Below are 22,581 nucleotides of genomic sequence, written 5' to 3' on the forward strand. Positions count from 1 at the left end.
CAGAAGTTAAGCCTCTTAACGCCGATGGTACTTGGTTGGAAACGATCTGGGAGAGTAGGAAGTTGCCAGTCTATATACTTAGTGAAGATTCTGTTGATTATTCAACAGAGTCTTTTTTTGTTCAAAAAATTGACAATAATGATATAATAAGGACAATCAGACAAGTAATGAGGTGTTATAATGTCAAAAAATAGGATTACAGTAGAAAACATTGTAAATATAATTGATTCAGGGTTAATAGTATTGGATGATGACTATAATATTGAGTTGATCAACAATAGAGGAATGGAATTACTTGAGGTAGATAATGAAGCTGAAGCTGAAAGGATTGCAACTGGAATACTTGGGGATATAAGGCTTCGTGAAAGCATTGATAATGAAGATGTTTCACGGAATCTGATCAAGTACAGAGACAAGGAACTTCTATTGTATACGGGTAGAGTAAAAACAGATGATTACCAGGGTGTGTTTATTGAATTCAATCCCTTAAGCAAACACAAGGAAGAATTGAAGTCCTTTGACTATGAGATTCAGGCATCTTCTCTTTTAAGGACTGTATTGGATTCTTCAAATGAGTCCTTTATATACGTTAACAATGAAGGAATAATTGAAATGATTAGTGAAAGCTACGCGGAGTTTCTAAACAGAAAAAAAGAGGATCTGATAGGATTAAATGTTGTTGATGTTGTTGACAATACAAGACTGGATGTAGTTCTTAAGACTGGAAAATCAGAAATAGCACAGATACAAATTGTAAAAGGGAAAAAAATAATTGCTACCAGGATTCCAGTATATGCAAAGGGTAAGATAGTGGGAGCAATCGGCAAGATTTTATTCAGGGATGTAGATGAACTTAATAATTTATATATGAAAATCAATAATATTGAAAAAGAGCTAAACCTATACAGGGATGAATTTAAGAAGGCGAACAAGGCAGAATATGCCCTTGAAAGTATAATTGGCGATAGTCCTGAGATAAAGAGACTTAAGGAGATGACAAAAAATGTCGCATCTACAAACTCCAATGTTCTTATTCTTGGGGAATCCGGCACAGGAAAAGAACTGTTTGCCCATGCCATACATAACAACAGTAAAAGAGTGGAAGCACCATTCATAAAGGTTAATTGTGGAGCAATCCCATATGAATTACTTGAATCAGAGCTTTTTGGATATGAAGAAGGAGCTTTTACTGGAGCGAAAAAAGGTGGCAAGATCGGCAAATTTAAAGCTGCTGATGGAGGTACGATTTTTCTAGATGAAATAGCTGATCTACCCATGAATATGCAGGTCAAGCTTTTAAGAGTGCTTCAGGACAGGGTAATTGAGAGAATTGGATCAAATACATCGGAAAAGGTGGATGTGAGGGTTATTGCAGCTACCAATAAAAATCTTGAGGAAATGGTGGAACATGAATCATTTCGACTTGATCTTTACTATAGACTAAATGTTGTAAGCATAAGAATCCCGTCATTGAGAGATAGGAAGGATGATATTCCTCTCCTGTCCAAGCACCTTATCAATAAGATAAGTATAAAGGAGAACAAGCAAGTACATGGAATCTCAAACCAGGCTCTTGATTTGATGAAAAACTATCAGTGGCCTGGAAATATAAGAGAACTGGAAAACATACTTGAAAGAGCTATAAACTTCCTGGGGGATGACAGGACTATTTTGCCTAAGCATCTTCCAACCAAGATAAATGGTGGTACCGGATTATACTATGACAGAAGCTTGAAGGAAACTCTTGAAGAAGTTGAAAAGGAAGTAATAATAAGAAGTTTGGTACAGACCAAGGGCAACAAATCCAAGGCTGCAAAACTGCTTAATATAAGCAGAACGAGTTTATATGAAAAGATGGACAAGTATGGAGTATTAGATAGTTAAACAAATAACAATACACAGATATGTACGTATTATGAACAATAATTGAAATACTATATCATATGTGTACACAAAGTGATACAATAAGTAATAAGAAGAGAACAATGTGTCAGGGAAAGCTTACACTCATCAATCGACAAATAGCATATTTATACTTGAAAGTCACATATGAGTGGGTTATTGAAAGAATAAATGATTATTATTTAACAATGTTAATCATTTAGGATATAATTCCTACTAGAAATCAGATGAATATCTATCATAATTGGCACGGGAATTGCAAGTTATTAAGGTTAATAAATCTAAAGAGGAGGTATTTTTGTATGAAAAAAGTAGTAATTGTTAGTTCAGTAAGAACACCTGTAGGAAGCTATGGAGGAGTATTCAAAAATACAAGCGCAGTTGAACTGGGAAAGATAGCTGTTAAGGCTGCACTGGAAAGAGCAGGAATTAATCCTGAAATAGTTGATGAGGTAATTTATGGTAATGTTCTTCAGGCAGGTCAGGGACAAAATGTAGCAAGACAAGTTGCCATTGGAGCTGGAATACCTGATTATGTTACAGCATATACAGTTAACAAGGTATGTGGATCAGGACTTAAGACTGTCGCATTGGCTGCCCAGGCTATTAAAGCAGGAGATGCAGAAGTGATTGTTGCAGGTGGTACTGAGAACATGAGCATGGCACCATATCTTCTTCCGAACAACAGATGGGGGCAGAGAATGGGCGATGGCAAAGTTGTCGACTACATGGTAGCAGATGGTCTTACAGACATATTCAACAACTACCATATGGGAGTAACTGCAGAGAACATAGTTGAGAAGTATGGTCTTACAAGAGAAGAGCAGGATGAACTTGCATTTAATTCTCAGACAAGAGCAGAGAAGGCAATAAAAGAGGGAAGATTCAAGGAAGAAATCGTACCTGTTGAGATTCCTCAAAGAAAAGGAGATCCAGTTGTAGTTGACACTGATGAGTATCCAAAGTTTGGAACAACAATGGAAACACTTGCAAAACTAAGACCAGCTTTTAAGAAGGATGGTTCAGTCACTGCTGGTAACGCATCAGGAATCAACGATGGAGCTGCCGCTTTTGTTGTTATGAGTGAAGACAAAGCCAAGGAGCTGGGACTCAAGGTTATGGCAGAGGTAGTAAGCTATGCATCAGGTGGAGTAGATCCTGCAATAATGGGAACAGGACCAATTCCTGCAAGCACGAAAGCATTGGAAAAAGCAGGAATGACTGTTGGAGATATGGAACTTATTGAGGCGAATGAAGCCTTTGCAGCTCAGGCATTGTCTGTGGCCAAGGAACTGAACTTTGATTTGGAAAAAGTTAATGTAAATGGTGGAGCTATTGCAATAGGTCACCCAATCGGCGCAAGTGGTGCAAGAATTCTAGTAACCCTGCTACATGAAATGGAAAAGAGAGACAACAAGCTTGGACTTGCAACACTATGCATCGGTGGCGGTCAGGGTATTGCAATGGTAGTCAAGCGCTAGAGACATAACAATAAACCATAATGAAAGGCAGGTATCTGTATGAATAAAGAGGTAAAAATTGATGAGGCTATAGATAAGATTCAGGATGGCATGATTATAATGGTGGGAGGATTCCTTGGATGTGGCAATCCTCATAGACTGGTAGATAAGCTTGTTGAAAAGGGAACAAAGGATCTTACATTGATTTGTAATGACTCTTCTTTTCCTGATTATGGAGTTGGAAAACTTATTGTAAACAAGCAGGTCAAAAAGCTTATAGCTTCCCATGTAGGAACAAATCCTGAGACCGGTAGACAGATGAATGCGGGCGAAATGGAAGTAGTTCTAGTACCGCAGGGAACTCTGGCTGAGCAGGTAAGAGCGGGAGGCTCTGGACTTGGAGGATTCCTAACACCTACTGGAGTTGGAACAGTAGTAGAGGAAGGCAAACAAAAGATTGAAATCGAAGGAATTGAATACATTTTGGAACTTCCATTAAAAGCTGATGTAGCATTGATTGCTGGACAGACAGCTGATAAATTTGGTAACATTGAATACTTTGGAGCAACAAGAAACTTCAACCAGCTTATGGCTACTGCTGCTGATCTTGTAATAGCAGAGGTAGAAGAAATTGTTGAAGTTGGAGAAATGGATCCTAACCATGTGGTAACTCCGGGAATCTTTGTTACTCATCTTGTCAACGGAGGTGCAAAATAATGGAAAGAAATGAAATGAAGGCATATATAGCAAAGAGAGTGGCAAAATTGCTTCATGATGGTGACGTAGTTAACCTTGGCATAGGTCTTCCAACCCAGGTATCAAATTATCTGCCAGCGGGAGCAAATATTTTCCTGCAATCAGAAAATGGTTTTATTGGTTTGGGCCCTGTACCTGAAGAAGGCAATGAAGACTGGAGAATAACAAATGCAGGAGGGCAGTGTGTTACCATACTTCCTGGAGGAGTATTTTTCGATTCATCAACATCATTTGGAATTATCAGAGGTGGCCATGTTGATATGACAGTTCTGGGAGCTTTACAGGTAGATGAAAAGGGTAATCTTGCCAACTGGATGATTCCAGGGAAAATGGTACCTGGAATGGGTGGAGCCATGGACCTTGTAACAGGAGCAAAAAAGGTTACGATTGCAATGGAGCACACAGCAAAAGGTGCAAAAAAGATTCTTAAGGATTGTACACTGCCCCTTACTGCGGCTGGCCAGGTTGACTTTATTGTTACAGAGATGGGTTTGATGGAAGTTACTGAAGAAGGTATAGTTCTTAAGGAAATCAATCCAGAATTTACGGTTGAGCAGGTACAGGAAGCAACTGAAGCAAAACTGATTATTGCAGATGACCTTAAGGATATGCAAGTATAGTTTGAATAAAGAATTAGGGCACCACCGGGCTTATCTGGTCGGTGCCTTTACTCTGGGGGATGTCGATATGAAACTAGACAGCATTAAAAGAATTGGTATAGCCGGAGCCGGTACAATGGGATCTGGTATAGCCCTTATCTTTGCAAAGAAGGGATATAAAGTCACAGTAATGGATTTGAGCATAACTCTGCTGGAAGATTCGCGAAAATTGGTGGACATATTTAACCAGACTCTCTTGGCTGAAGAATTAATGACAAGCGATGAAGAAGAAAGAGTAATGAGTAATATTGAGTACTCTCTGGATAAGAGTGCATTTAAGGACTGCGATTTGATTATTGAGGCAATAGTTGAAAAACTGGAAGTGAAGCAAAGCTTTTGGAAAGAAGTAAAATCAATAGCTAAAAAGGATGCATACCTTGCAACCAATACATCAGGATTAAGTATCAACAGTATTTCTGAAGATATTGTAGACAAGACAAGATTTGTGGGAATGCACTTTTGGAATCCACCTCATATAGTGCCTTTGGTGGAGTTGATCAAGGGAGATGAGACATCGGATGAGACTGTTGAGGTTCTCAAATCTCTGATGAAGAGAATTGACAAAGAGCCTGTTATTGTACAGAAGGATACACCAGGATTTATCGGTAACAGACTTCAGTTCGCAGCTTTCAGGGAAGCGCTCCACATTCTGAAGGAAGGAGTCGGGACAGTGGAAGATATTGATAAAGCCATGAGATTTGGGCCCGGTTTCAGATATCCGGTATTGGGACCACTTGAAACAGCTGACCTTGGAGGATTGGACACATTCTACTATATTTCAGCATATCTGTTTAAAAATCTTAGTGATAGCAAGGAAGCTCCTGAGATACTCAAGGAGAAAATAGATTCAGGAAATCTTGGCGTTAAAACAAAGGAAGGCTTCTACGAGTATTTTGATGGACAAGATGAGGAAGTTATAAAACGAAGAGACAGTATGTTTATTAAAATGTTAAAATTGAACAATTCAGCTGAAAAAAAATAATATAATCCCATTAATATGCTTTGCTATATTAATGGGATTATATTATCATATACAGAGAGATATCTTGTCTTATCGTTATAATTACTATAATAGGATATGGAGGATGCTATGGAGATACTACTTAATGAAATAATTGAAAACAACAGACACCTAATTAAAAATGGTAAGGTTGCAGATTACATACCAGCACTTGCAAAAGCAGACTTTGAGAAAATTGGAGTAACAGTTGCTGGTAGAACAGGAGCATTATTATATAGTGCAGGGGATTACAATCAGAAGTTCACACTTCAGAGTATATCAAAGGTTATTTCATTTCTGGTAGCTGCAATGGATAATGGAATAGAAGATATTTTTGAAAAAGTAGGGTGTGACAGCACAGATGAACCCTTCAATGCGTTTACCAAGCTGGATCTACCAAATGTAAACAAGCCTGCAAATCCGTTGATTAATTCCGGTGCGATTCTTACAACTTCCATGATCAAGGGGAATGGAGATGAGAAGTTCCAAAAAATATTGGAACTTACAAGACGGATGGCTCACAATCCGAATATAGGCTATAACGAGGAGGTCTACCTCTCAGAAAAGAAGACAGGCAGTAGAAACAGATCCATGGCATATCTTATGAGCAGTAAGAATATTCTTGAAGGTGATGTTGAGGATGTTCTTGATACATACTTCAAGCAATGTTCCATTGAAGTTGACACTAGAGATCTTGCAAAAATTGGTAGGTTTATCTCAGCAGGATGTGAGGGAATAAATATAGATGGAATTTCGAGAACAGATATGTCGATCCTTTTAAAAGGCTTGCTATTTACCTGTGGAATGTACAATTACAGTGCACGCTATGCAATTGAAGTTGGTATTCCTTCAAAATCAGGTGTAGGTGGAGGTATTATGGGTGTCCTTCCAAATGGCATGGGAATTGGTATATTTTCACCAGCTCTGGATGAGAATGGAAATTCATCAGCTGGAATTGGAATAATCAAGGAACTCACAAGGAGATTACACTACAATATATTTGATGATAGAAAATTGCAGGTGGAAATTGATACCCACTAGATAATTAAGGAAAAGCTGGTGATATGATGGAAGGAAGATATTTTAATACAGAAGATGGCTCAAGAATATATTACAGAATAGGTGGAAAGGGGCATCCAATTGTATGTATCCACGGATTTGGAGCGGATAGCACTACATTCAGGCTGACAGAAAAGATACTCTCAAAAGATTTTCTTGTCGTTACATTGGACCTGAGAGGTCATGGAAGGACTGTGATAGGAAATGGAGATCTCAGCTTTAATGCGATGGCAAGTGATATTGAGGTGCTTAGAGAGTATCTAGATTTAGGGAAAATCAATTTACTGGGTTGGTCCATGGGTGGAGCTGTAGCAATGGAGTACTTAAAAGACTTTGGACAGGATAGAGTCAAGAATCTGATTCTTGTTGAGACATCACCAAAGGTTATTAATGATGACAAATGGAAGTATGGACTTTTCAAGGGAGATTTTACCAGAGAGATGGCTGAAGAGGAACTGTTGAGTATCAAGAATGATTTTAGAGGTTTTGTTTCACGGTTTATGAGTAAGATGGCTCCTGAACTAGATAGTGAAAATCTAAAAATCGCAATTGAGGCAATGGGAAAAAACAATCCTGACTACATGGCAAGAATCTGGGAGAATATTATTTCTGTTGATTACAGGGATGTTCTAAGAGATTTCGAGGAGCCATGTCTTGTAATAAGTGGTAATGAAAGTGCTTTTTACGGCGTAGACTCAGGTCAGTTCTTGGCAGGAATGATGAAAAAAGGAATTCATCATTCAATAAGTGGAGGTCACCTTGCACCAATTGAAAGCCCTGTGGAATTCAACAGGGCTGTAAAAAGCTTTATTTTCGATAATTACAATGTCATTTTCTTCATCTAGAATAGATATCAGAATTTCCTTTTCGCCATCAGCTCCCTTTATGAAGCTGCTGACCCCAAGAAAGGTCGCAACCATTACAAAGACAACAAGTATTGATAAGATGATTTTTAAGTGTTTATTCTTCAAATTTATCCTCATTAGTATGATCTTGATTCAAAAGGTATTTCCTCAAAACCTTCCAGTCTATTTACTTCAAGTGACATTACAAATAGTATGTTTGCCATAAGGTTTGAAATATCTAGAAGTATTTCTGGAACAATTATACCTGACTGTTGAATCAAGTATAAATTACGTGTAACAATTTTAGCTTCACATCTTGCAATATGGTATTGTGTTGCAAGTCTGTTACCTACAGGATAAATGAATCCTGCTACCTTGTGTCTATCTTTAAGGACATGATAGATCGTCTGGCCATCTCTTAGGTCATCCAGCGAAATTGCTAGTTTTCCCCTTAAAGAACCATTAAGATGCAAAACCTTGTCCATCAGCCACCAGGTTTCCTTTTCCAGAGGAGTCCCCATCGAAATAATGTGCCCCAAGGTTGAAGACAGTTTGTCAGTAAGTATTTCATGGTCAACCATTTTGTTTTTGTCGTTTAGAAATGGATATGCTATAAAATCAAAATTTCCGTTCATTTTATCCCTCCTAGTTTTTTTAATAAGAAAAGAATCTAACGATTCTCCAAGGTAGCTTTTCTTGATACTCATGTACGGACATTTCATTATACAAGAAAAAAAGAAATTTCCTATTCATAATAAAAAAAGCTCCTCAACTAGGAGGAACTGAAAAAATCTAAAAATGGATAAACTGCAACTGCTGTTACCATAATTGTTTCCTCCTTTCCCTCCGAAAGCGGTTCTTACATTCAAAAGGCAGGTCTCCTGGCTAATGGCTGTGACCATCTCACCTTCCCATGATCTAACACAGTGGTATCTGAGATGGATGTACCATATACAGTAGCGGGGGCTGCAGCGTTTCACGCATTTCCCTATTAAGTAAAATACACCTATTTAAATATTCAATTGTACAAGTTAATTTTACACGCCAAGATCCAATAAATCAAGAAAAAGAAAATCCCTCAAATTGAGGGATACATTTAGCTAGAGAAATGGCATATATTTCTCAGAGGGCTCATTTTCTGATTTTGAAAGTATATCCTCAAGAATTCCAAGTCCCTTGTTTATTTCTTTCTCACCTACAGCACTAAAGCTTAAGCGTATAAATTTCTCTGAGTCACTGGAGTCGGTGAAGAATACTTTTCCAGGAACAATTGCCAAACCTCTTTTTCCACATTCCTCATAGAGCTCAATGGCATCGAATTCTTTAGGAAGTGAGACCCATATACTAAGACCTCCAACTGGTTCCAGGTATGAAATGCCAAAATGCTTGAGTTTCGCTAGTCCTGAAATCATAAGCTGATATCTATCCCTGTAGAAGGCTGTAATATTTTCTATATGATCTCTCCAGAAACCTTTTCTCAAGTAGAGGTCAAAAGCTCTTTGAAGGTATCCAGAGGATGAAATGTCAGTGGTGTGCTTGGCTTTGATAATATCCTTCATCAATGCCTTTGGTAGAGTCATAAAACCTATTCTTACTCCAGGCATGAAAATTTTGGAGAAACTCTTGATAAAAATAACCTGATCAAATTTGTCCATGGTCTTTAAGGGTAGCTTATTATCGTCAGAAAAACTTAAATCAGTCAGAAAATCGTCTTCGATAATGTAGAAGCCATATTCCCGAGCAAGTCTAAGGACATCTTTTTTTCTCGTTTCGCTGTAGCAGATTGTTGTTGGACTGTGGAAGTTTGGCATAAGATAAATAAATTTGGGTCTGTATCTTTTTACATACGACTTGAGTCCATCCAGGTCTATTCCATCTTCATCCATTGGTATTCCTATAATCTTGGCTCCTCTTGATTGAAATGCCGCAAAAGCACCTGGGTAGGTAGGGTTCTCAACCAAAATAACATCTCCAGGTTGAATAAGTGTCTTTGAGATTATATCAAGACCCTGCTGACCTCCGGATGTAATGAGTATCTGATCCTTGGTAGCCGAAATCGAGTAATGCTCCAGAAGAAATTCTGAGATAGACTCTCTAAGTGGTCCAAAGCCTGTGATTTCAGGGTAAAGAAAAGCCTGACCTCCGTCTCTGTCCAAAACTTCAATTAATGATTTTTTAAATTCCTCAATTGGGAAAAGTTCTGCTGTAGGTGAAACGCTTGCAAAATCTATACTGTTTTTAAGGAGAGGGTAGATACCAGAAAGCATTAGCTCCATGTCACCTTCTTCTACAAGATAACTATCCTGACTAAATGAAGGACGCTTAATAAAGGTACCGCTACCTTTTACAGTATATATATAATTCTCCTGCTCAAGGAGTTTATAAGCATTTACTACTGTAACATTATTAACCCCAAGCTGTTTGGAAAGAGATCTAATTGAAGGGAGCTTTTCAGATTGGATATTGTCGTCCTCAATAACATCCCTTATAGCCTCGTATAATTGGATATACAAGGGTAAATCCTTCTCCTTGTTAAGCCTGATATGAGTAAGCACATTGATCAGTCCTTTCTGTATGGATACACTTAGTATATCATATTGGTTTATATAAAGGTATTATAATTAGTACCTGGGATTCGTAGGATTGACATATCAATTACTTGAAGGTAACATTGAGTTAATAGGATTAAATGTCTAAAAATACTAATTGCAACTGATATTTTCAAAAATTAAAAACACAGAAAGGGACGCCGGGGACGGTCCTTTTTGTCCCAAAACAAGAAAAATGCGGGAGGAGTTTTTATGGCGAGATTGAGTAGAGAAGTGAGTCCAACAGGTTATTATCATATTATGATGAGGGGTATAAACAAAGAAATGATATTCAAGAACAATTTTGATAAGAAGAATTTCCTTTCATTGATTGAAACAAAGTTTGAAGAAGATGTTTTAATTGTTGCATTTTGTATTATGGATAACCATGTACATATCATTTTAAAAGGTGAATTGGATGACATTTCTTTATCTTTGAGAAGAATAAATACCTCTTTTGCGATGAGAATAAACAGAAGCCTGGATAGAGTAGGGCATGTGTTCCAGGATAGGTATAAAAGTGAAATTATTCATAATGAAGCTCATCTTCTATGTGCAACAAGATATGTGCATAATAATCCCGTAAAAGCTGGAATCATCAAAAGTCCACAACAATATGACTGGAGTAGTTATTCTCATTTCCTTCAAGGTAAAAGTAATCTTTTAGATTCTGGAGAAATAGAGAGGATTATGAAGAGTATTGGATCGAATAAACAGTTTCAGGATTTTCATAAGTTGGAGGATGAGATTAGATTCATTGACACAAAGGAAGAGCTAGATAGATTGGAGTATTCAAGAGCTCAGAGAATTATTCATGACTACCATAAGAACAAGGTAGAAATTGATTCTCAGAGTATAAGAAGAAATTCAGATGAAATGGATCAACTTATAGGTATGCTATTAGAAAACACAAACTTAAGTATAAGAAAAGTATCAGAATTACTTGAGGTCAGCAAAAGTACCGTACATAGGTTAAGCAGAGGAGGAATTTAAAATGGGACAAAAAGGACCGTCCCCGGTGTCCCGAAATGGATTGTTTTCAACGATTGTGGGGTTATTGTCAATAGTGGCACTTTTAATTATGGCGTTGACATTTACTGGCGTTCTCAATGAATCGGCCAGGGATTTTGTAATTCCTATTCTGGGAATACTTATATTCCACGAAGGATATATAAGATATGAGAAGCACAAATTATTGGGAATGTTTCTGATGCTGCTTTCTGCAGGAGGGTTCATGGTTATATTGTGGAGACTAATATCGGCATAAGGAAAGGATGTTATTGTGAAAATCACTAAAATGGTTCTTCTATTGATTATATTGACTATATTTACGTCAGGCTGTTCAGCAGGTGAGATACCGCTTTCTGATGTGGACAAAACAGTTATTGAAAATTACATAAGAGATGAATACAGAACAGGTGGAAGTGTTGGGAATACATTTGTGATCATCGATATTCTTGGCTCGGATAAATCCAAGGAAGAAGTATATATTTGGGCACTGATTGAAGAGCATTCATTTGGTGGGACTGACGCAAATCTTGAATCCGGGGCATCCCTACCCTTTGTACTGGAAGTTGATAGGGAGGATGATCTTATTGAAATAACCAAAAGCAGGATTCCAGGAGATGGATCAATCTTTACAGAAAATGTAAGGGAACTTTTTCCTAAAGAGCTGCACAGCAAGATTTTGGATTATTCAAGTGAGCATATCGATGACCTAATAGCTGAAATGGAAGAAAAGGTGGAAAAGAGACTTCTTATCTCACCAGAACACAGGCTGGCTTCTGAAAAGGCCATTGAATATGTTATGGAATCACCTTGGGAGAACAAATTGAGAATTGATTTTTCAGAGGTAAATTTCGAAAAGGTTCCTCCTGAGGTTTTCGACAGCCTATGGACCCATGACGGGCCTGCAACTCCAGATAGCATTGACTCCTCTGATTTGCTCGTAGAGCTTGGTTCTGGAGAAGGTCACAATTTTGCGGGGCTTGTTTTTGATGTGGAAAAAAAGGAGATAATTGGATATCTCCCTATTCAGTAGCTATTAAGGTCTTTCGTTAATTTTAAAGTCAAATATCTCTGGCCTGTTGTAGTGACCGACTGGATCCCAGTCAAGCTTTGATTCCACAATCATATCCAGGTCAATTTCTGCCGTAAGAATGCCAGGTTCATCAAACAATGGTCCTGCAACGTATTCACCATAGGGGTCTATAATACAGCTGCCACCTCGAGACATTACTTCCGGCTCATTTTCAAGATCCCTGTAGTATTTTAGATCTGTGGGATACATTGATTTCTCAACATATTGGTTGCTCATAAAGACAAAGCATCTTCCCTCAAAGGCAATGTGTCTTAAAGTTGCCTGATAAACTTCTCTTTGATCTGCCGTTGGCACAATATAAAGGTTGACCCCTTTCATATACATGGCCATCCTGGCCAGTGGCATATAGTTTTCCCAGCATATAAGAGAACCCATTTTACCATAGGGAGTATCTACAACTGTTATGGTTGACCCGTCATCTTCGCCCCAGATAACCCGCTCAGCCGCAGTGGGCTTTAATTTTCTGTGCCTTCCCATATATCCTTCTGGTCCAAAGAACAGGTTGCTGCAATGGAGCGTGCCGTCAAGGCCATCACCATTTTTCTCTGTAACCCCAATGGACAGGTATATCTGCAGCTCTTTTGTAAGCTCTGCCAACTGGTCTATCTCTGGTCCTGGAACTGCAACGGAATTTTCGTAATATCTTCTGTAATCTTCTCTTGCTTCCTTGGTCCTGCTTCCCACAACCATTCCAAATGTTAGCCCCCTTGGGTAGCATGGAATAAAGCTTTCAGGAAATACAACCAGCTTTGATCCGTTTGAAGCAGCTTTTCTGGTAAGTACAATGGTCTTTTCCATCGTCTTTTCCAGATCAAACAGAACAGGTGAGTCCTGAATTATTGATACCTTGAATTTCTTTTCCATATATAAGACCTCCTATAGTTCCTTTATAATAAGCTAATTATAACACAGTAATGTATCAAACGGGTTCTTAACAGGAAACAGAAGTCATTTTCAATAAAGTATGTTAAAATATAGTTATGATGAAACTGGGACAAATAAAAGGAACCTTCCCGAGTGTTTTATCATGGAAGGAGTGATGAAGTGGACTTGAATATGAGAGTTAAGTCTTGCTGATCAAGCAATGGTTATTCCACAGGTTTAGTGGAAAAAATTTTAAAGTGTCCTAAATGCAAAGGTAAGTCTCAGTCTGTTGGAGCTGTTACAGTTGAGCATATGGTAAAGGATGAATACAGGAATAAAGTCAAATACAAGAATTACAACATATGTCTTGAACAAGACTGTGATGTTGTATACTTTTCTCAAAATGAAGATACCATATTAAGAAGAAATGACCTGAAAGTTGACGTATGGTATAAGAAGGACGCTGATCCCAAATACATATGTTATTGCAGCAAGGTAACCGAAGAACAGATTATCGATGCTGTAATAAATGGCGGAGCAAGGACCTTTACTGAAGTTGTTAATATTACTGGTGCAATGAAAAATTGCAGGTGTGAGGAGAACAACCCACTAGGAAAATGCTGCAGCCCACAAATAATCGAAACCATTAAGTTGGCATTGAAGCAAATGTAAGAATCTAATCAGGGGCAAACAAAAAGAACCGTCCCTGGTGTTTGAGGGGACATAATATATGAAAAGACTTGGAATGGTAATCCTTATATTATTAATATTATCCATTGCTGGGACAATGATATTTTTCTCATTTGAAGAAAATCAGAAGTGGTTTGTAAGATATCTTGACAGTTTTTCCAACAAGGGAAAACAAGTTGTCGAGAATGCATATATTCCGGGTGATGGAATAAGTTACATCAACGGAAGGTATTTGGTCTGGAACGGTGAGGAGCTGTCTGTATCGGATGAATCTGGGAAAATTCTTTGGGAGAGGACATTTCTGATGGATGATCCCAAGCTGGATATTCGAGATAATCTTATTGGTATCTATGATAGAATAAGCGGTGAAGCAATGGTCTTTAGCTTCAATGGAGAAATTCTTGCTCAGATAGAAGAAGAGTCACCAATATTTTCATTTAAGCCATCAAAAAATGGACATATTGTCCATATTAAAGAAGAGGCACGGCAGGTTCTTAAGATATATGAAAGAAATGGAGAACACCGTGAGAACATTATATTCACAAAAGGCTATCCAATTGACTACATCCTGGAAGAGGAGTCAATATTGGTTACCGTACTTGATTTCCAGAACAAGGGAATAAATACAAAAGTATTAAGGTATAATGAAGACGGTGATCAGGAGTTATATTCAATTGACGACAGGATAATAATTAAAGTCGCAAGTATGACAAAAGGCAATCTGATAGTTGCAGATACTGGAATATATATGCAGCAAAATGAAGACCTGGTGTGGGGTAGAGATTTTCCAATGCTAAAGGATGTCTTGCTTGATGGAAATGAGATATACGTCATATATGGTGACAATCTAAGAATTCTGGATGACAAAGGCAGCACATTGAGGCAGGAGACCTTTGGGATGGACTATAATAATCTCCACAACCATGGCAAATATATAATACTAGCAGGTGACAAGGATATTTTGGTTTTGCTCCATAGGGAGCCTGTAGCGAGTTATAGCTTTAATGCAACCATTGTGGATATACAAAGTCAGTTCAATGATCTGGTTATTACTACCGAAAATGGTGTAAATATAATGAGAATAGAAGACAAGGAAAATGAAACAGAGGAGGAGAAGCAATGATTAGAGAAATTAATGCAAAAGGACTGGCTTGCCCAAAGCCTGTAATTCTTACTAAAAAAGAGCTGGATCAGATGACCAGTGGGTCTGTTAAAATAATCGTTGATAATGAAACAGCGCGTGAGAATATTTCAAAGCTTGCGAATAGCATGTCATTGGAGTTTTCAGTGGAGGACCTGGGAGAAGATGAGTATGCAATTACCATATTAAAATCAGTGGAACAGAAAGAGGATAAACCTGTAAAGCCTGCTGTTCATAAATCTGATGCTGGAACAATCTTAATAATCCAGTCTGACCAGATGGGAAAAGGTGATCAGGAACTGGGAAGACTTCTTATGAAGAGCTTCATCTATACAGTAAATGAGACTATGCCTCTTCCAGCAGCAATTCTTTTCTATAACAGTGGTGTAAAACTTACTGTAAAGGATAGCCCGGTTCTGGAGGATCTCCTGGAGCTTAATAAATCTGGTGTCGAGATAATTTCATGTGGAACATGTCTTGACTTCTATAATCTAAAGGATAGTCTGGCTGTTGGAGACATATCCAATATGTATACTATATATGAAAAGATGCAGTCTGGAACCAATACTATTACGATAGGATGATAAATATGAGTGAATTTGGAATACTGACATTCCAGTCAACCCATCATGCAATGAGGGCTGAGAAGGTATTGACCAAGGAGGGAATTAAGATTAAGACAATCCCGACCCCAAGGGATATTACCTTAAGCTGTGGTCTTGCCATAAGATTTGAGGTAGAGGAAATTGAAAAAATCAAAGAATTGAAAAATGAAGGTAAATTGGATTACAAGGAACTCCACCATTTGCAGACAATCGACGGTGAGAGAAGACTCAAAAAACTTGACTAGGAGGTAGCGATGGAATCATTGAAATACCTATATGACAAGGCAGCACAATCAATTAATACATTTATTAAAAACACAGATGGAGATCTTAATCTATTTGGGAAAGTTTTGACTATTATTCTTATCTTTGTGGCCATAATAATTATAGTTAAATTTGCCAGCAGACTTATTGACAGGACCTTAACCAATAAAAACTTTGACAAGTTCCAGATTTCCGACAGAAGAAGGGACACATTGACCAACATTCTAAAAAAGGTTGTTAAGTATATCTTGTTCTTTATCGGTGTAGTCATGGCTCTTGAAATCTTCAGCATAAACACGGCATCAATTATTGCAACAGCAGGTATTGGAGGTCTTGCTATTGGATTTGGAGCCCAGTCTCTTGTAAAGGATATAATAACTGGATTTTTTATTCTGCTTGAGGATCAATATGCCGTAGGAGACTATATACAGATTGATACCAAAGAGGGAATTGTAGAAGAGTTAGGTGTGCGAGTCACCAAAATCAGGGATTTTACAGGTGAGCTCCATATCATTCCAAACAGTAGCATTAATGTCGTGACTAACAGGACCAGAGGAGCAATGAGAGCATTGGTTGATATTTCAATAGCTTACGAAGCTGATATCGATAAAGCCATGGAAATCATGGAAAGAATCAGTGCTGAAATTGCAGAGACAAACGATAATATTATTGAAGGACCTTTGGTACTTGGAGTTGCAAGCTTTGGAAATTCTGATGTTGTAATAAGGGCAATCGCCAAGACAAGATCCATGGAGCAGTGGGCTGTGGAAAGGGAAATGAGAAAAAAATATAAACAGGCTTTTGACCGTGAGGGTATTGAAATACCATATTCAAAGGTTGTTGTTTATGGAGGTGGAGATAAATAATGCTGTATTACAAGGTTGGAGATCAGGTCACCTTGAAAAAGGGTCATCCATGTGGAGAAAACAAATGGGAAGTACTGAGAACTGGTGTGGATATAAAATTAAAGTGCATGGGATGCGAAAGACAGATTTGGCTTACCAGAATTGAATTTGAAAAAAGAGTGCGTAAAATTCTTGTAGATGATAAGTGGATAAGTATAGTACATCATAAACCGGAAGATAAGTCTGAATGATAAGCTTACTACGGAAATCATAATTGATCACTCACGGATTCAAGATCAGAGATTTATCACACTCGGCTCTAAAATTGGTTTGCTATCGATTCAGCTTAAAGCTTGATAAAGAAAGACTTCGAGTTCTTTATCATATACGGTAGCAGTAACGTAATATACAATCACGCAAACCAGTACGATTTTCTCATCTCGAGTGAAAAATCTTGCTAATCTTTCCATATGTTCGTTTGTAATTGATGCTTTCCTTGTATTTTACAGTATCATACAGAATTACGTCCTGAATTGGACAAGGATAAAGACATAGTTATCAATACAATAGATTAGTGTTGTATAATAAAAGGGAGAATATTTCTCTCTTTTTTGTTTTTTGATGCAACCTTTTGTTAAAAATTACGTCTAAAGGATAAGGAGGGTTGAAGGTGACAGAAAACCAGATGATTGATGAACTTATAAAGGGTCAGGAACAGGCCTTTGTACAATTGATGCAGCAATACGGAAACAAGCTTCTTGGGACCTGTTACCTGATACTCAAGGACAGGGAAGAGGCAGAGGATGTAGTTCAGGAAACCTTTGTGCGAGTGTTTAAAAACATTAAAAGCTTCAAGAGAAACAGCAGTCTCTATACTTGGATATACAGAATAGCAATCAATTTATCTAGAGACAAGCTTAGAAAAAGATCCTATGATCTCAGTCTGAACGAAGAAATTGTTGGTGATGAGAATGTAGAAAGCCTGGTTGAGCATAAATTGGAACTGGCGGAGCTTAAAAACAGGCTATCTTCATTAAATCCGATATACAGGGAAGTTTTGGTGCTGTTCTACTTTCAGGAGTTGTCAATAACTGAAATATCAAGTCTATTACATGAAAAGGAAGGAACAATAAAAAGCAGGCTATCCCGGTCAAGGAAGATACTAGCCTCAGAAATTGGGAAAGGAGGTACTGAAGATGAACAGGAATGATTCCATAAAAGATGATATTAAAAAAATCTATGATGAGGAAACAAATGAAATGGAATTTACAAGCCAGATGATGGAAAGTGTCCTTAACAAGACAACAAGATCAAAGGCTGGAAAGATAAGAAAAATCCTAAACTACGAACTTCAGATACCGCTTGTGCCTGCTGCTGTAGGAATAGCAGCGCTTCTGGCAATTACGATCCTACCGGGGGGAATCCTTGAAAAGCAGTACAATTTCACTACAATTGATATTGCTGGATCCCAGGTTATGATACAGGAAGACAGAGAGGTGACCAAGAGATGAAAATTAGATTAAAGGTAAAGACACTACTTTTGGTATTAGTTGTTTTTGCTGTTGCCTACCTTTGGGTTATACCTCAGGGAACTCTTGCAATAGCAAGATATCTGGAAAAGAAAGACTCACCAAGAGCAGAACTTTTCTTTGAGAGACACATAAAAATGGATGATTCAATCGAAGGAAGACTGGATTATGCAAAAAGTCTTGTAAAGAGCTTTCAGAAATTCACCATCTATCAGCAGGGCTGGGGTGGAGGAGAAGAAACCACTCAGGATGATATGACAAGGGCGGAAGAACTGCTGAAGGAAATCCTTAAAAAAGATCCATCACGTAATGAAGAAAAACTGTATATTGATGCGTATCGGATGCTTATGGATATTTCCATAGCAAAAGGAGATGTCAGGGAGCTTAGAGAGCTTATCGAATATGGTGATACCAATAGTAATCTAAAGGATGATTCGCTTGTTTACAAGGCATACCTTCACTTTGTCAACAGAGAGTTTGAAGAGGCAGAAAATATAGTTAACAAGCTTGAAAACGGAGGGATGGATGATCCAAGACTGGATATCCTGAAGGCGGAAATCCACCTGGCACAGGGAAATATCCAGGATGCAAAAAAGGAATATAAATCTTACCAGAACAGAGATTGGAGACAGAAAGAATACAATTACTTTGCTTCAGGAGCATACGGCGGCAGAAGTTTCTGGCTCCAGGAATCTGAGCAGCTTCTTTCAGGTAACAACAAGATCACAGGTAGAGTAACATATGAAGGAGATCCCATGGCATTTGTGGAGGTTTATATTCTGAATGCAGATGGAGGGATTAGAATCGGGGGAGAAAGCTATGTTGCAATAACCGACGAACATGGATACTTCCAAACAATGGGACTAGCTGATGGACTCTATGATGTGGGACTTGGCATTGACTCGAGTCTTTTGACAGACAAGGTCTTCCAGAAAAGTGAGACAGGATATGTTGAATTGACCCAAAATGATGAATATGTTGAATACACCTTCAGAAACATCTTCGAAGTATATTCACCTCAGCCAGGTGAAGTTGTAGAAGATGATGAGTTTACAGTATCCTGGGAAGAAGTTCCAGAGGCTGACTACTACACAGTCGAACCTGTGATCTTTTCACAACCATTGGAAAAATCCGGAGGATCATTCAGAAGTCCGATTGAGGATGTTAATGGTGAAGGAAGGTTCAATGGAACAAGTGCAGACTTCAGGATATCAGACGTCAGGAATCAAACTGGCGGGATGACCTTTGAGGGAGAGGAATGGCTTCTGGGATCAAGTGCAGTACTTGGTAAGTTTCTGCCTGGAGGGGAGTACCCAATAATTGTAAATGCCTATGACAAAAACAATCTCCTTATAACAAGCAGCTTTCCAATGAGAACCTACTACGATGAAATTCCAAGCATAATTATCGAAGGGGAGCTTTCAGAGGGACAAAAACTTGTGGCAGAAATGAAATATCCTGAAGCAATCCAGCATTATGAGGATATCCTAAAAGATGATCCTGAAAATGTGGAGGCCATCTCAAGTCTTGTAAAAATATATGGAATAGGTTGGAAAAAGGGTGAAAAGAACCTTGAAAGAGCTTTTAAACTAATTGAAGGAATAAGTGATGAAAAGCTAAAAGCGGATCTTTTAAACAGTACACTATCACAAATGGATACAGAAGAGATTCTGGAGTTTGAAAATCAGGTAATTGATGGAATAGAAGTGTTAAGCAAGTTTGGCAATGATAACAGCCATTACAATAAATACAAGCTATATATTGCCCGGGAAGACTATAGGGCAGCAAGGGATGCACTGGAAAAACTTGAAAATTTCCTGCCTGATAGCCTGATATTTCTTCACATCTACCTGGGGGATTTTGACCTGGCAGTCCAGAGACTTCTTGATGATAGATTCTACCCATCAAGACTTCAGGGAGATACCTTTAGTAGTGCAGTTCTTGGACTTGAAGAAAATCCTCCTCCAGCTGAGGAAATAAAAGCCCTAAAAGAGTTCCTTTTGGAGATGATAAGCGGTGGAGCCTATGAGCGCAAGGATGAGATATACAATAAGCTTGTTAACAATGCAGATAACGAGGATATCCTTACTATTGTTGATGAAATTTACAATGTAAGACACTGGAATTATTGATTAAGAAAACTAATCTCCTTTCTTCTGGGTATACTATAAATATCCAGAATGAGAGGAGATTTGTCTATGAAAAATTTCAGTTTTTACTCACCTACCATGATCAAGTTTGGAAGAGGGAGTATTATAAATCTTCAAAAGCTTGTGGAAGGTAGATATAAAAGAGTGCTTCTTCATTACGGCGGAGGTAGCATAAAAAAGAACGTAATATATAAGCAGACCATGGAACAGCTTAATACGGCAGGAGTCCAGGTCTTTGAGCTTGGAGGAGTCAAGCCTAATCCAGCACTCTCAAGGGTAAGGGAAGGAGTCCGGCTTGCCAAGGAGAATAATATAGACCTTGTACTTGCAGTTGGTGGAGGAAGTGTTATCGATTCAGCAAAGGCAATAGCTCTTGGTGCGATGTCAGATTCAGATATATGGGATTTCTTTCTCGGAAAAGAAAGTGTTGAGAAAGCTTTACCTGTGGGAGTTGTACTTACAATACCCGCAACCGGAAGTGAAGCAAGTATGGGCAGTGTAGTAACAAATTATGATGAACGCCAAAAATTGGCAGTTAACCACGATATTTTAAGACCGGTTTTTGCAATAATGGATCCTGAATATTCAATGACTCTTCCAAAAGAGCAGACATTTTCTGGTGTAATGGACATATTGTCCCATATCTTTGAAAGATATTTTACAAATACAGAAAATGTTGAACTTACTGACAGACTCTCCGAGGCGACCATAAAAACCGTTATAAACAATGCATATATACTTCTTAAAAATCCTGATGACTACAATGCAAGGGCTGAAATTATGCTTGCAGGAACCATCGCACACAATGGCATACTTGGTATGGGAAGAGAAGATGACTGGGCAAGTCATCAGCTTGGACATCAGCTGAGTGCTCTTTATGGTGCGACCCATGGAGAAACCCTTGGAGTAATTTTTCCTGCCTGGATGAAATATGTGTACAGGGAGAATCTCGATATTTTCAACAAATTTGCCGTGAACATATTTGGAGTATCTGCCTTTGGAAATACACGAGAGCATGTTGCTCTTGAAGGAATACGACGATTTGAAGAGTTTCTGAAAAAAATCGGTTTGCCAAGAACATTGACTGAGGCGGGTCTTCCTACAAATGAATTTGAAAGAATGGCTGACCTGGCCGTATCAATGGGTAGTTTTGGAGCGCTAAAGACTATAGACAGGGAAGATGCTATCAATATTTATAAACTTGCAGAATAATCAATAAGGGCCTTGTCTTTAAGGCCCTTATTTTTCATGCATGAATCTGATATACTTGAAGGAGATAAACTCAGGGAGGGAAATATTGTGAAATATGCTTATGGATATTACAAAAAGGCAGCTGACTACATATTGGAGAAAATCGGAGGAGAGGTTGAATTTGGGCTTATCCTTGGTTCAAGTCTTGGAGGACTTGCTGATAAAATCAAGGATCCGGTGATAATTGACTACAAGGAAATTCCTAATTTTTTATTATCAACTGTGGAGAGTCATGCTGGAAAGCTGATTGTTGGGAATCTTGGAGAAAAGAGGGTAGTCTGCATGAGTGGAAGATTCCACCATTATGAAGGCTATGAATTTGAAAGGCTGGCAATACCAATAAGGGTGTTCAGGCTTTTGGGAGTTGAAACCTTGATTCTTACAAACGCAGCTGGTGCCATAAATACGGACATGGCTCCAGGGGACATAATGCTTATAAATGACCATATAAAGCTTCAAGGTCAGAGTCCAGTAAGAGGGCATAACATCCCCGAGTTTGGACCAAGATTCTTTGATGTTTCAGATATGTACACCAGAGATCTGAGGGACCTTGCAAAGAGAGTAGGGGAAAAGGAAAGCATTGAGCTGAAGGAAGGGGTCTATTTCTACGCATCAGGACCTCAGTTTGAGACGCCGGCAGAAATTAGGGCAATGCGTATTCTCGGAGGCGATGCAGTAGGAATGTCAACGGTAACAGAAGCCATTACAGCTGCACACTGTGGAATTAAGGTTCTTGGTTTTTCTCTAATCTCAAATATGGCAGCAGGGGTCACTGGAGATCCGGTAACAACCCAGGAGGTCAACGAGGTTGGAGAAAGATCTGAAGAAAAGGTCGAAAGACTTATCAGGGAGATAATTAAGGAGATCTAGGA

At 38.4% G+C, this 22,581-nt stretch carries 23 protein-coding genes, 1 rRNA gene, 1 pseudogene and 1 riboswitch; of the genes and pseudogenes, 22 read left to right on the top strand and 3 right to left on the bottom strand.

Going from position 1 to position 22,581, the window contains the following annotated elements; all coding sequences use genetic code 11:
- The 8 genes from rrf to ACOEN1_RS06955 form a co-directional block, all read left to right on the top strand.
- Window positions 1-71: ribosomal RNA gene (gene rrf / locus ACOEN1_RS06920) — 5S ribosomal RNA — on the top strand; the annotation flags it as partial.
- A 109-nt stretch (window positions 72-180) separates the two neighbouring features.
- Window positions 181-1,884, top strand: coding sequence for a sigma-54 interaction domain-containing protein (locus tag ACOEN1_RS06925; protein WP_422485943.1), 1,704 nt, complete (start codon window positions 181-183; stop codon window positions 1,882-1,884).
- Between the two features lie 320 nt (window positions 1,885-2,204).
- Complete coding sequence (locus ACOEN1_RS06930) at window positions 2,205-3,383, top strand: acetyl-CoA C-acetyltransferase (protein ID WP_422485945.1); 1,179 nt, start codon at window positions 2,205-2,207, stop codon at window positions 3,381-3,383.
- A 39-nt stretch (window positions 3,384-3,422) separates the two neighbouring features.
- Complete coding sequence (gene atoD / locus ACOEN1_RS06935; RefSeq protein ID WP_422485947.1) at window positions 3,423-4,079, top strand: acetate CoA-transferase subunit alpha; 657 nt, start codon at window positions 3,423-3,425, stop codon at window positions 4,077-4,079.
- Window positions 4,079-4,738: a 3-oxoacid CoA-transferase subunit B gene (locus ACOEN1_RS06940; RefSeq protein ID WP_422485949.1), complete on the top strand. Its 660-nt coding sequence runs from the start codon at window positions 4,079-4,081 to the stop codon at window positions 4,736-4,738. The genes atoD and ACOEN1_RS06940 overlap by 1 nt, the downstream gene beginning before the upstream one ends.
- A gap of 67 nt (window positions 4,739-4,805) precedes the next feature.
- On the top strand, window positions 4,806-5,759 hold the full coding sequence (locus ACOEN1_RS06945) for a 3-hydroxyacyl-CoA dehydrogenase family protein (protein ID WP_422485951.1): 954 nt from the start codon (window positions 4,806-4,808) through the stop codon (window positions 5,757-5,759).
- Between the two features lie 108 nt (window positions 5,760-5,867).
- The gene (glsA, locus tag ACOEN1_RS06950) at window positions 5,868-6,818 is read left to right on the top strand and encodes a glutaminase A (RefSeq protein ID WP_422485953.1); all 951 of its coding nucleotides are present in this window, start codon (window positions 5,868-5,870) and stop codon (window positions 6,816-6,818) included.
- 23 nt (window positions 6,819-6,841) lie between these two features.
- Entirely contained in the window at window positions 6,842-7,681 is an 840-nt protein-coding gene (locus tag ACOEN1_RS06955) for an alpha/beta fold hydrolase (RefSeq protein ID WP_422485955.1), read from the top strand.
- Between the two features lie 137 nt (window positions 7,682-7,818).
- On the opposite strand, the gene ACOEN1_RS06960 is transcribed toward ACOEN1_RS06955, so the two are convergent.
- Entirely contained in the window at window positions 7,819-8,316 is a 498-nt protein-coding gene (locus ACOEN1_RS06960; RefSeq protein ID WP_422485957.1) for a hypothetical protein, read from the bottom strand.
- Window positions 8,317-8,535: 219 nt separating this feature from the next.
- A riboswitch (cobalamin riboswitch) is annotated at window positions 8,536-8,707 on the bottom strand.
- Between the two features lie 74 nt (window positions 8,708-8,781).
- Window positions 8,782-10,194: a PLP-dependent aminotransferase family protein gene (locus ACOEN1_RS06965; RefSeq protein ID WP_422485959.1), complete on the bottom strand. Its 1,413-nt coding sequence runs from the start codon at window positions 10,192-10,194 to the stop codon at window positions 8,782-8,784.
- A 288-nt stretch (window positions 10,195-10,482) separates the two neighbouring features.
- Between ACOEN1_RS06965 and ACOEN1_RS06970 the strand changes: the two genes are divergently transcribed.
- The 3 genes from ACOEN1_RS06970 to ACOEN1_RS06980 are packed head-to-tail and all read left to right on the top strand — an operon-like array spanning window position 10,483 to window position 12,310.
- A complete protein-coding gene (locus ACOEN1_RS06970) occupies window positions 10,483-11,262 on the top strand; it encodes a transposase (protein ID WP_422485961.1) in 780 nt (259 codons plus the stop codon).
- A gap of 1 nt (window position 11,263) precedes the next feature.
- On the top strand, window positions 11,264-11,536 hold the full coding sequence (locus ACOEN1_RS06975) for a hypothetical protein (RefSeq protein ID WP_422485963.1): 273 nt from the start codon (window positions 11,264-11,266) through the stop codon (window positions 11,534-11,536).
- A gap of 15 nt (window positions 11,537-11,551) precedes the next feature.
- Entirely contained in the window at window positions 11,552-12,310 is a 759-nt protein-coding gene (locus ACOEN1_RS06980) for a hypothetical protein (protein ID WP_422485965.1), read from the top strand.
- A 3-nt stretch (window positions 12,311-12,313) separates the two neighbouring features.
- On the opposite strand, the gene ACOEN1_RS06985 is transcribed toward ACOEN1_RS06980, so the two are convergent.
- A complete protein-coding gene (locus ACOEN1_RS06985; protein WP_422485967.1) occupies window positions 12,314-13,234 on the bottom strand; it encodes a carbon-nitrogen hydrolase family protein in 921 nt (306 codons plus the stop codon).
- A 213-nt stretch (window positions 13,235-13,447) separates the two neighbouring features.
- Here ACOEN1_RS06985 and ACOEN1_RS06990 point away from each other — a divergent pair.
- The 11 genes and pseudogenes from ACOEN1_RS06990 to ACOEN1_RS07040 form a co-directional block, all read left to right on the top strand.
- Window positions 13,448-13,906: pseudogene (locus tag ACOEN1_RS06990) on the top strand (Csac_0668 family 2Fe-2S cluster-binding (seleno)protein); the annotation flags it as partial.
- A gap of 58 nt (window positions 13,907-13,964) precedes the next feature.
- Window positions 13,965-15,047, top strand: coding sequence for a DUF5711 family protein (locus tag ACOEN1_RS06995; RefSeq protein ID WP_422485969.1), 1,083 nt, complete (start codon window positions 13,965-13,967; stop codon window positions 15,045-15,047).
- A complete protein-coding gene (yedF, locus tag ACOEN1_RS07000; protein WP_422485971.1) occupies window positions 15,044-15,649 on the top strand; it encodes a sulfurtransferase-like selenium metabolism protein YedF in 606 nt (201 codons plus the stop codon). Before ACOEN1_RS06995 ends, yedF begins: the two co-directional genes overlap by 4 nt.
- A 5-nt stretch (window positions 15,650-15,654) precedes the next feature.
- The gene (locus ACOEN1_RS07005; RefSeq protein WP_422485972.1) at window positions 15,655-15,915 is read left to right on the top strand and encodes a DUF3343 domain-containing protein; all 261 of its coding nucleotides are present in this window, start codon (window positions 15,655-15,657) and stop codon (window positions 15,913-15,915) included.
- Window positions 15,916-15,924: 9 nt separating this feature from the next.
- Window positions 15,925-16,800: a mechanosensitive ion channel family protein gene (locus tag ACOEN1_RS07010; RefSeq protein WP_422485974.1), complete on the top strand. Its 876-nt coding sequence runs from the start codon at window positions 15,925-15,927 to the stop codon at window positions 16,798-16,800.
- Window positions 16,800-17,030: a DUF951 domain-containing protein gene (locus tag ACOEN1_RS07015; protein ID WP_422485976.1), complete on the top strand. Its 231-nt coding sequence runs from the start codon at window positions 16,800-16,802 to the stop codon at window positions 17,028-17,030. The genes ACOEN1_RS07010 and ACOEN1_RS07015 overlap by 1 nt, the downstream gene beginning before the upstream one ends.
- Before the next feature lie 419 nt (window positions 17,031-17,449).
- Window positions 17,450-17,989, top strand: coding sequence for an RNA polymerase sigma factor (locus tag ACOEN1_RS07020; RefSeq protein WP_422485978.1), 540 nt, complete (start codon window positions 17,450-17,452; stop codon window positions 17,987-17,989).
- Window positions 17,976-18,290 carry a hypothetical protein gene (locus tag ACOEN1_RS07025; RefSeq protein ID WP_422485980.1) on the top strand — a complete coding sequence of 105 codons (315 nt, stop codon included), beginning with the start codon at window positions 17,976-17,978 and terminating at the stop codon, window positions 18,288-18,290. The genes ACOEN1_RS07020 and ACOEN1_RS07025 overlap by 14 nt, the downstream gene beginning before the upstream one ends.
- Window positions 18,287-20,440, top strand: coding sequence for a hypothetical protein (locus tag ACOEN1_RS07030; protein WP_422485981.1), 2,154 nt, complete (start codon window positions 18,287-18,289; stop codon window positions 20,438-20,440). Before ACOEN1_RS07025 ends, ACOEN1_RS07030 begins: the two co-directional genes overlap by 4 nt.
- Before the next feature lie 66 nt (window positions 20,441-20,506).
- A complete protein-coding gene (locus ACOEN1_RS07035; protein ID WP_422485983.1) occupies window positions 20,507-21,670 on the top strand; it encodes an iron-containing alcohol dehydrogenase in 1,164 nt (387 codons plus the stop codon).
- Window positions 21,671-21,757: 87 nt separating this feature from the next.
- A complete protein-coding gene (locus ACOEN1_RS07040; RefSeq protein WP_422485985.1) occupies window positions 21,758-22,579 on the top strand; it encodes a purine-nucleoside phosphorylase in 822 nt (273 codons plus the stop codon).
- The last annotated feature ends 2 nt before the right edge of the window (window positions 22,580-22,581 follow it).

The organism is Gudongella sp. DL1XJH-153, assembly GCF_049310905.1.
In the GTDB taxonomy this organism is placed as follows: domain Bacteria; phylum Bacillota; class Clostridia; order Tissierellales; family Tissierellaceae; genus Gudongella.

Bases quoted from the DNA above. Each gene is read 5' to 3' on its own strand.
- ACOEN1_RS06945 (WP_422485951.1), top strand. From the start codon at position 4,806: ATGAAACTAGACAGCATTAAAAGAATTGGTATAGCCGGAGCCGGTACA.
- ACOEN1_RS07015 (WP_422485976.1), top strand. From the start codon at position 16,800: ATGCTGTATTACAAGGTTGGAGATCAGGTCACCTTGAAAAAGGGTCAT.
- yedF (WP_422485971.1), top strand. From the start codon at position 15,044: ATGATTAGAGAAATTAATGCAAAAGGACTGGCTTGCCCAAAGCCTGTA.
- ACOEN1_RS06940 (WP_422485949.1), top strand. From the start codon at position 4,079: ATGGAAAGAAATGAAATGAAGGCATATATAGCAAAGAGAGTGGCAAAA.
- ACOEN1_RS07025 (WP_422485980.1), top strand. From the start codon at position 17,976: ATGAACAGGAATGATTCCATAAAAGATGATATTAAAAAAATCTATGAT.
- ACOEN1_RS06975 (WP_422485963.1), top strand. From the start codon at position 11,264: ATGGGACAAAAAGGACCGTCCCCGGTGTCCCGAAATGGATTGTTTTCA.
- ACOEN1_RS06930 (WP_422485945.1), top strand. From the start codon at position 2,205: ATGAAAAAAGTAGTAATTGTTAGTTCAGTAAGAACACCTGTAGGAAGC.
- ACOEN1_RS06985 (WP_422485967.1), bottom strand. From the start codon at position 13,234: ATGGAAAAGAAATTCAAGGTATCAATAATTCAGGACTCACCTGTTCTG.
- ACOEN1_RS07030 (WP_422485981.1), top strand. From the start codon at position 18,287: ATGAAAATTAGATTAAAGGTAAAGACACTACTTTTGGTATTAGTTGTT.
- atoD (WP_422485947.1), top strand. From the start codon at position 3,423: ATGAATAAAGAGGTAAAAATTGATGAGGCTATAGATAAGATTCAGGAT.
- ACOEN1_RS07010 (WP_422485974.1), top strand. From the start codon at position 15,925: ATGGAATCATTGAAATACCTATATGACAAGGCAGCACAATCAATTAAT.
- glsA (WP_422485953.1), top strand. From the start codon at position 5,868: ATGGAGATACTACTTAATGAAATAATTGAAAACAACAGACACCTAATT.
- ACOEN1_RS07035 (WP_422485983.1), top strand. From the start codon at position 20,507: ATGAAAAATTTCAGTTTTTACTCACCTACCATGATCAAGTTTGGAAGA.
- ACOEN1_RS06955 (WP_422485955.1), top strand. From the start codon at position 6,842: ATGATGGAAGGAAGATATTTTAATACAGAAGATGGCTCAAGAATATAT.
- ACOEN1_RS06960 (WP_422485957.1), bottom strand. From the start codon at position 8,316: ATGAACGGAAATTTTGATTTTATAGCATATCCATTTCTAAACGACAAA.
- ACOEN1_RS06995 (WP_422485969.1), top strand. From the start codon at position 13,965: ATGAAAAGACTTGGAATGGTAATCCTTATATTATTAATATTATCCATT.
- ACOEN1_RS07005 (WP_422485972.1), top strand. From the start codon at position 15,655: ATGAGTGAATTTGGAATACTGACATTCCAGTCAACCCATCATGCAATG.
- ACOEN1_RS06970 (WP_422485961.1), top strand. From the start codon at position 10,483: ATGGCGAGATTGAGTAGAGAAGTGAGTCCAACAGGTTATTATCATATT.
- ACOEN1_RS06925 (WP_422485943.1), top strand. From the start codon at position 181: ATGTCAAAAAATAGGATTACAGTAGAAAACATTGTAAATATAATTGAT.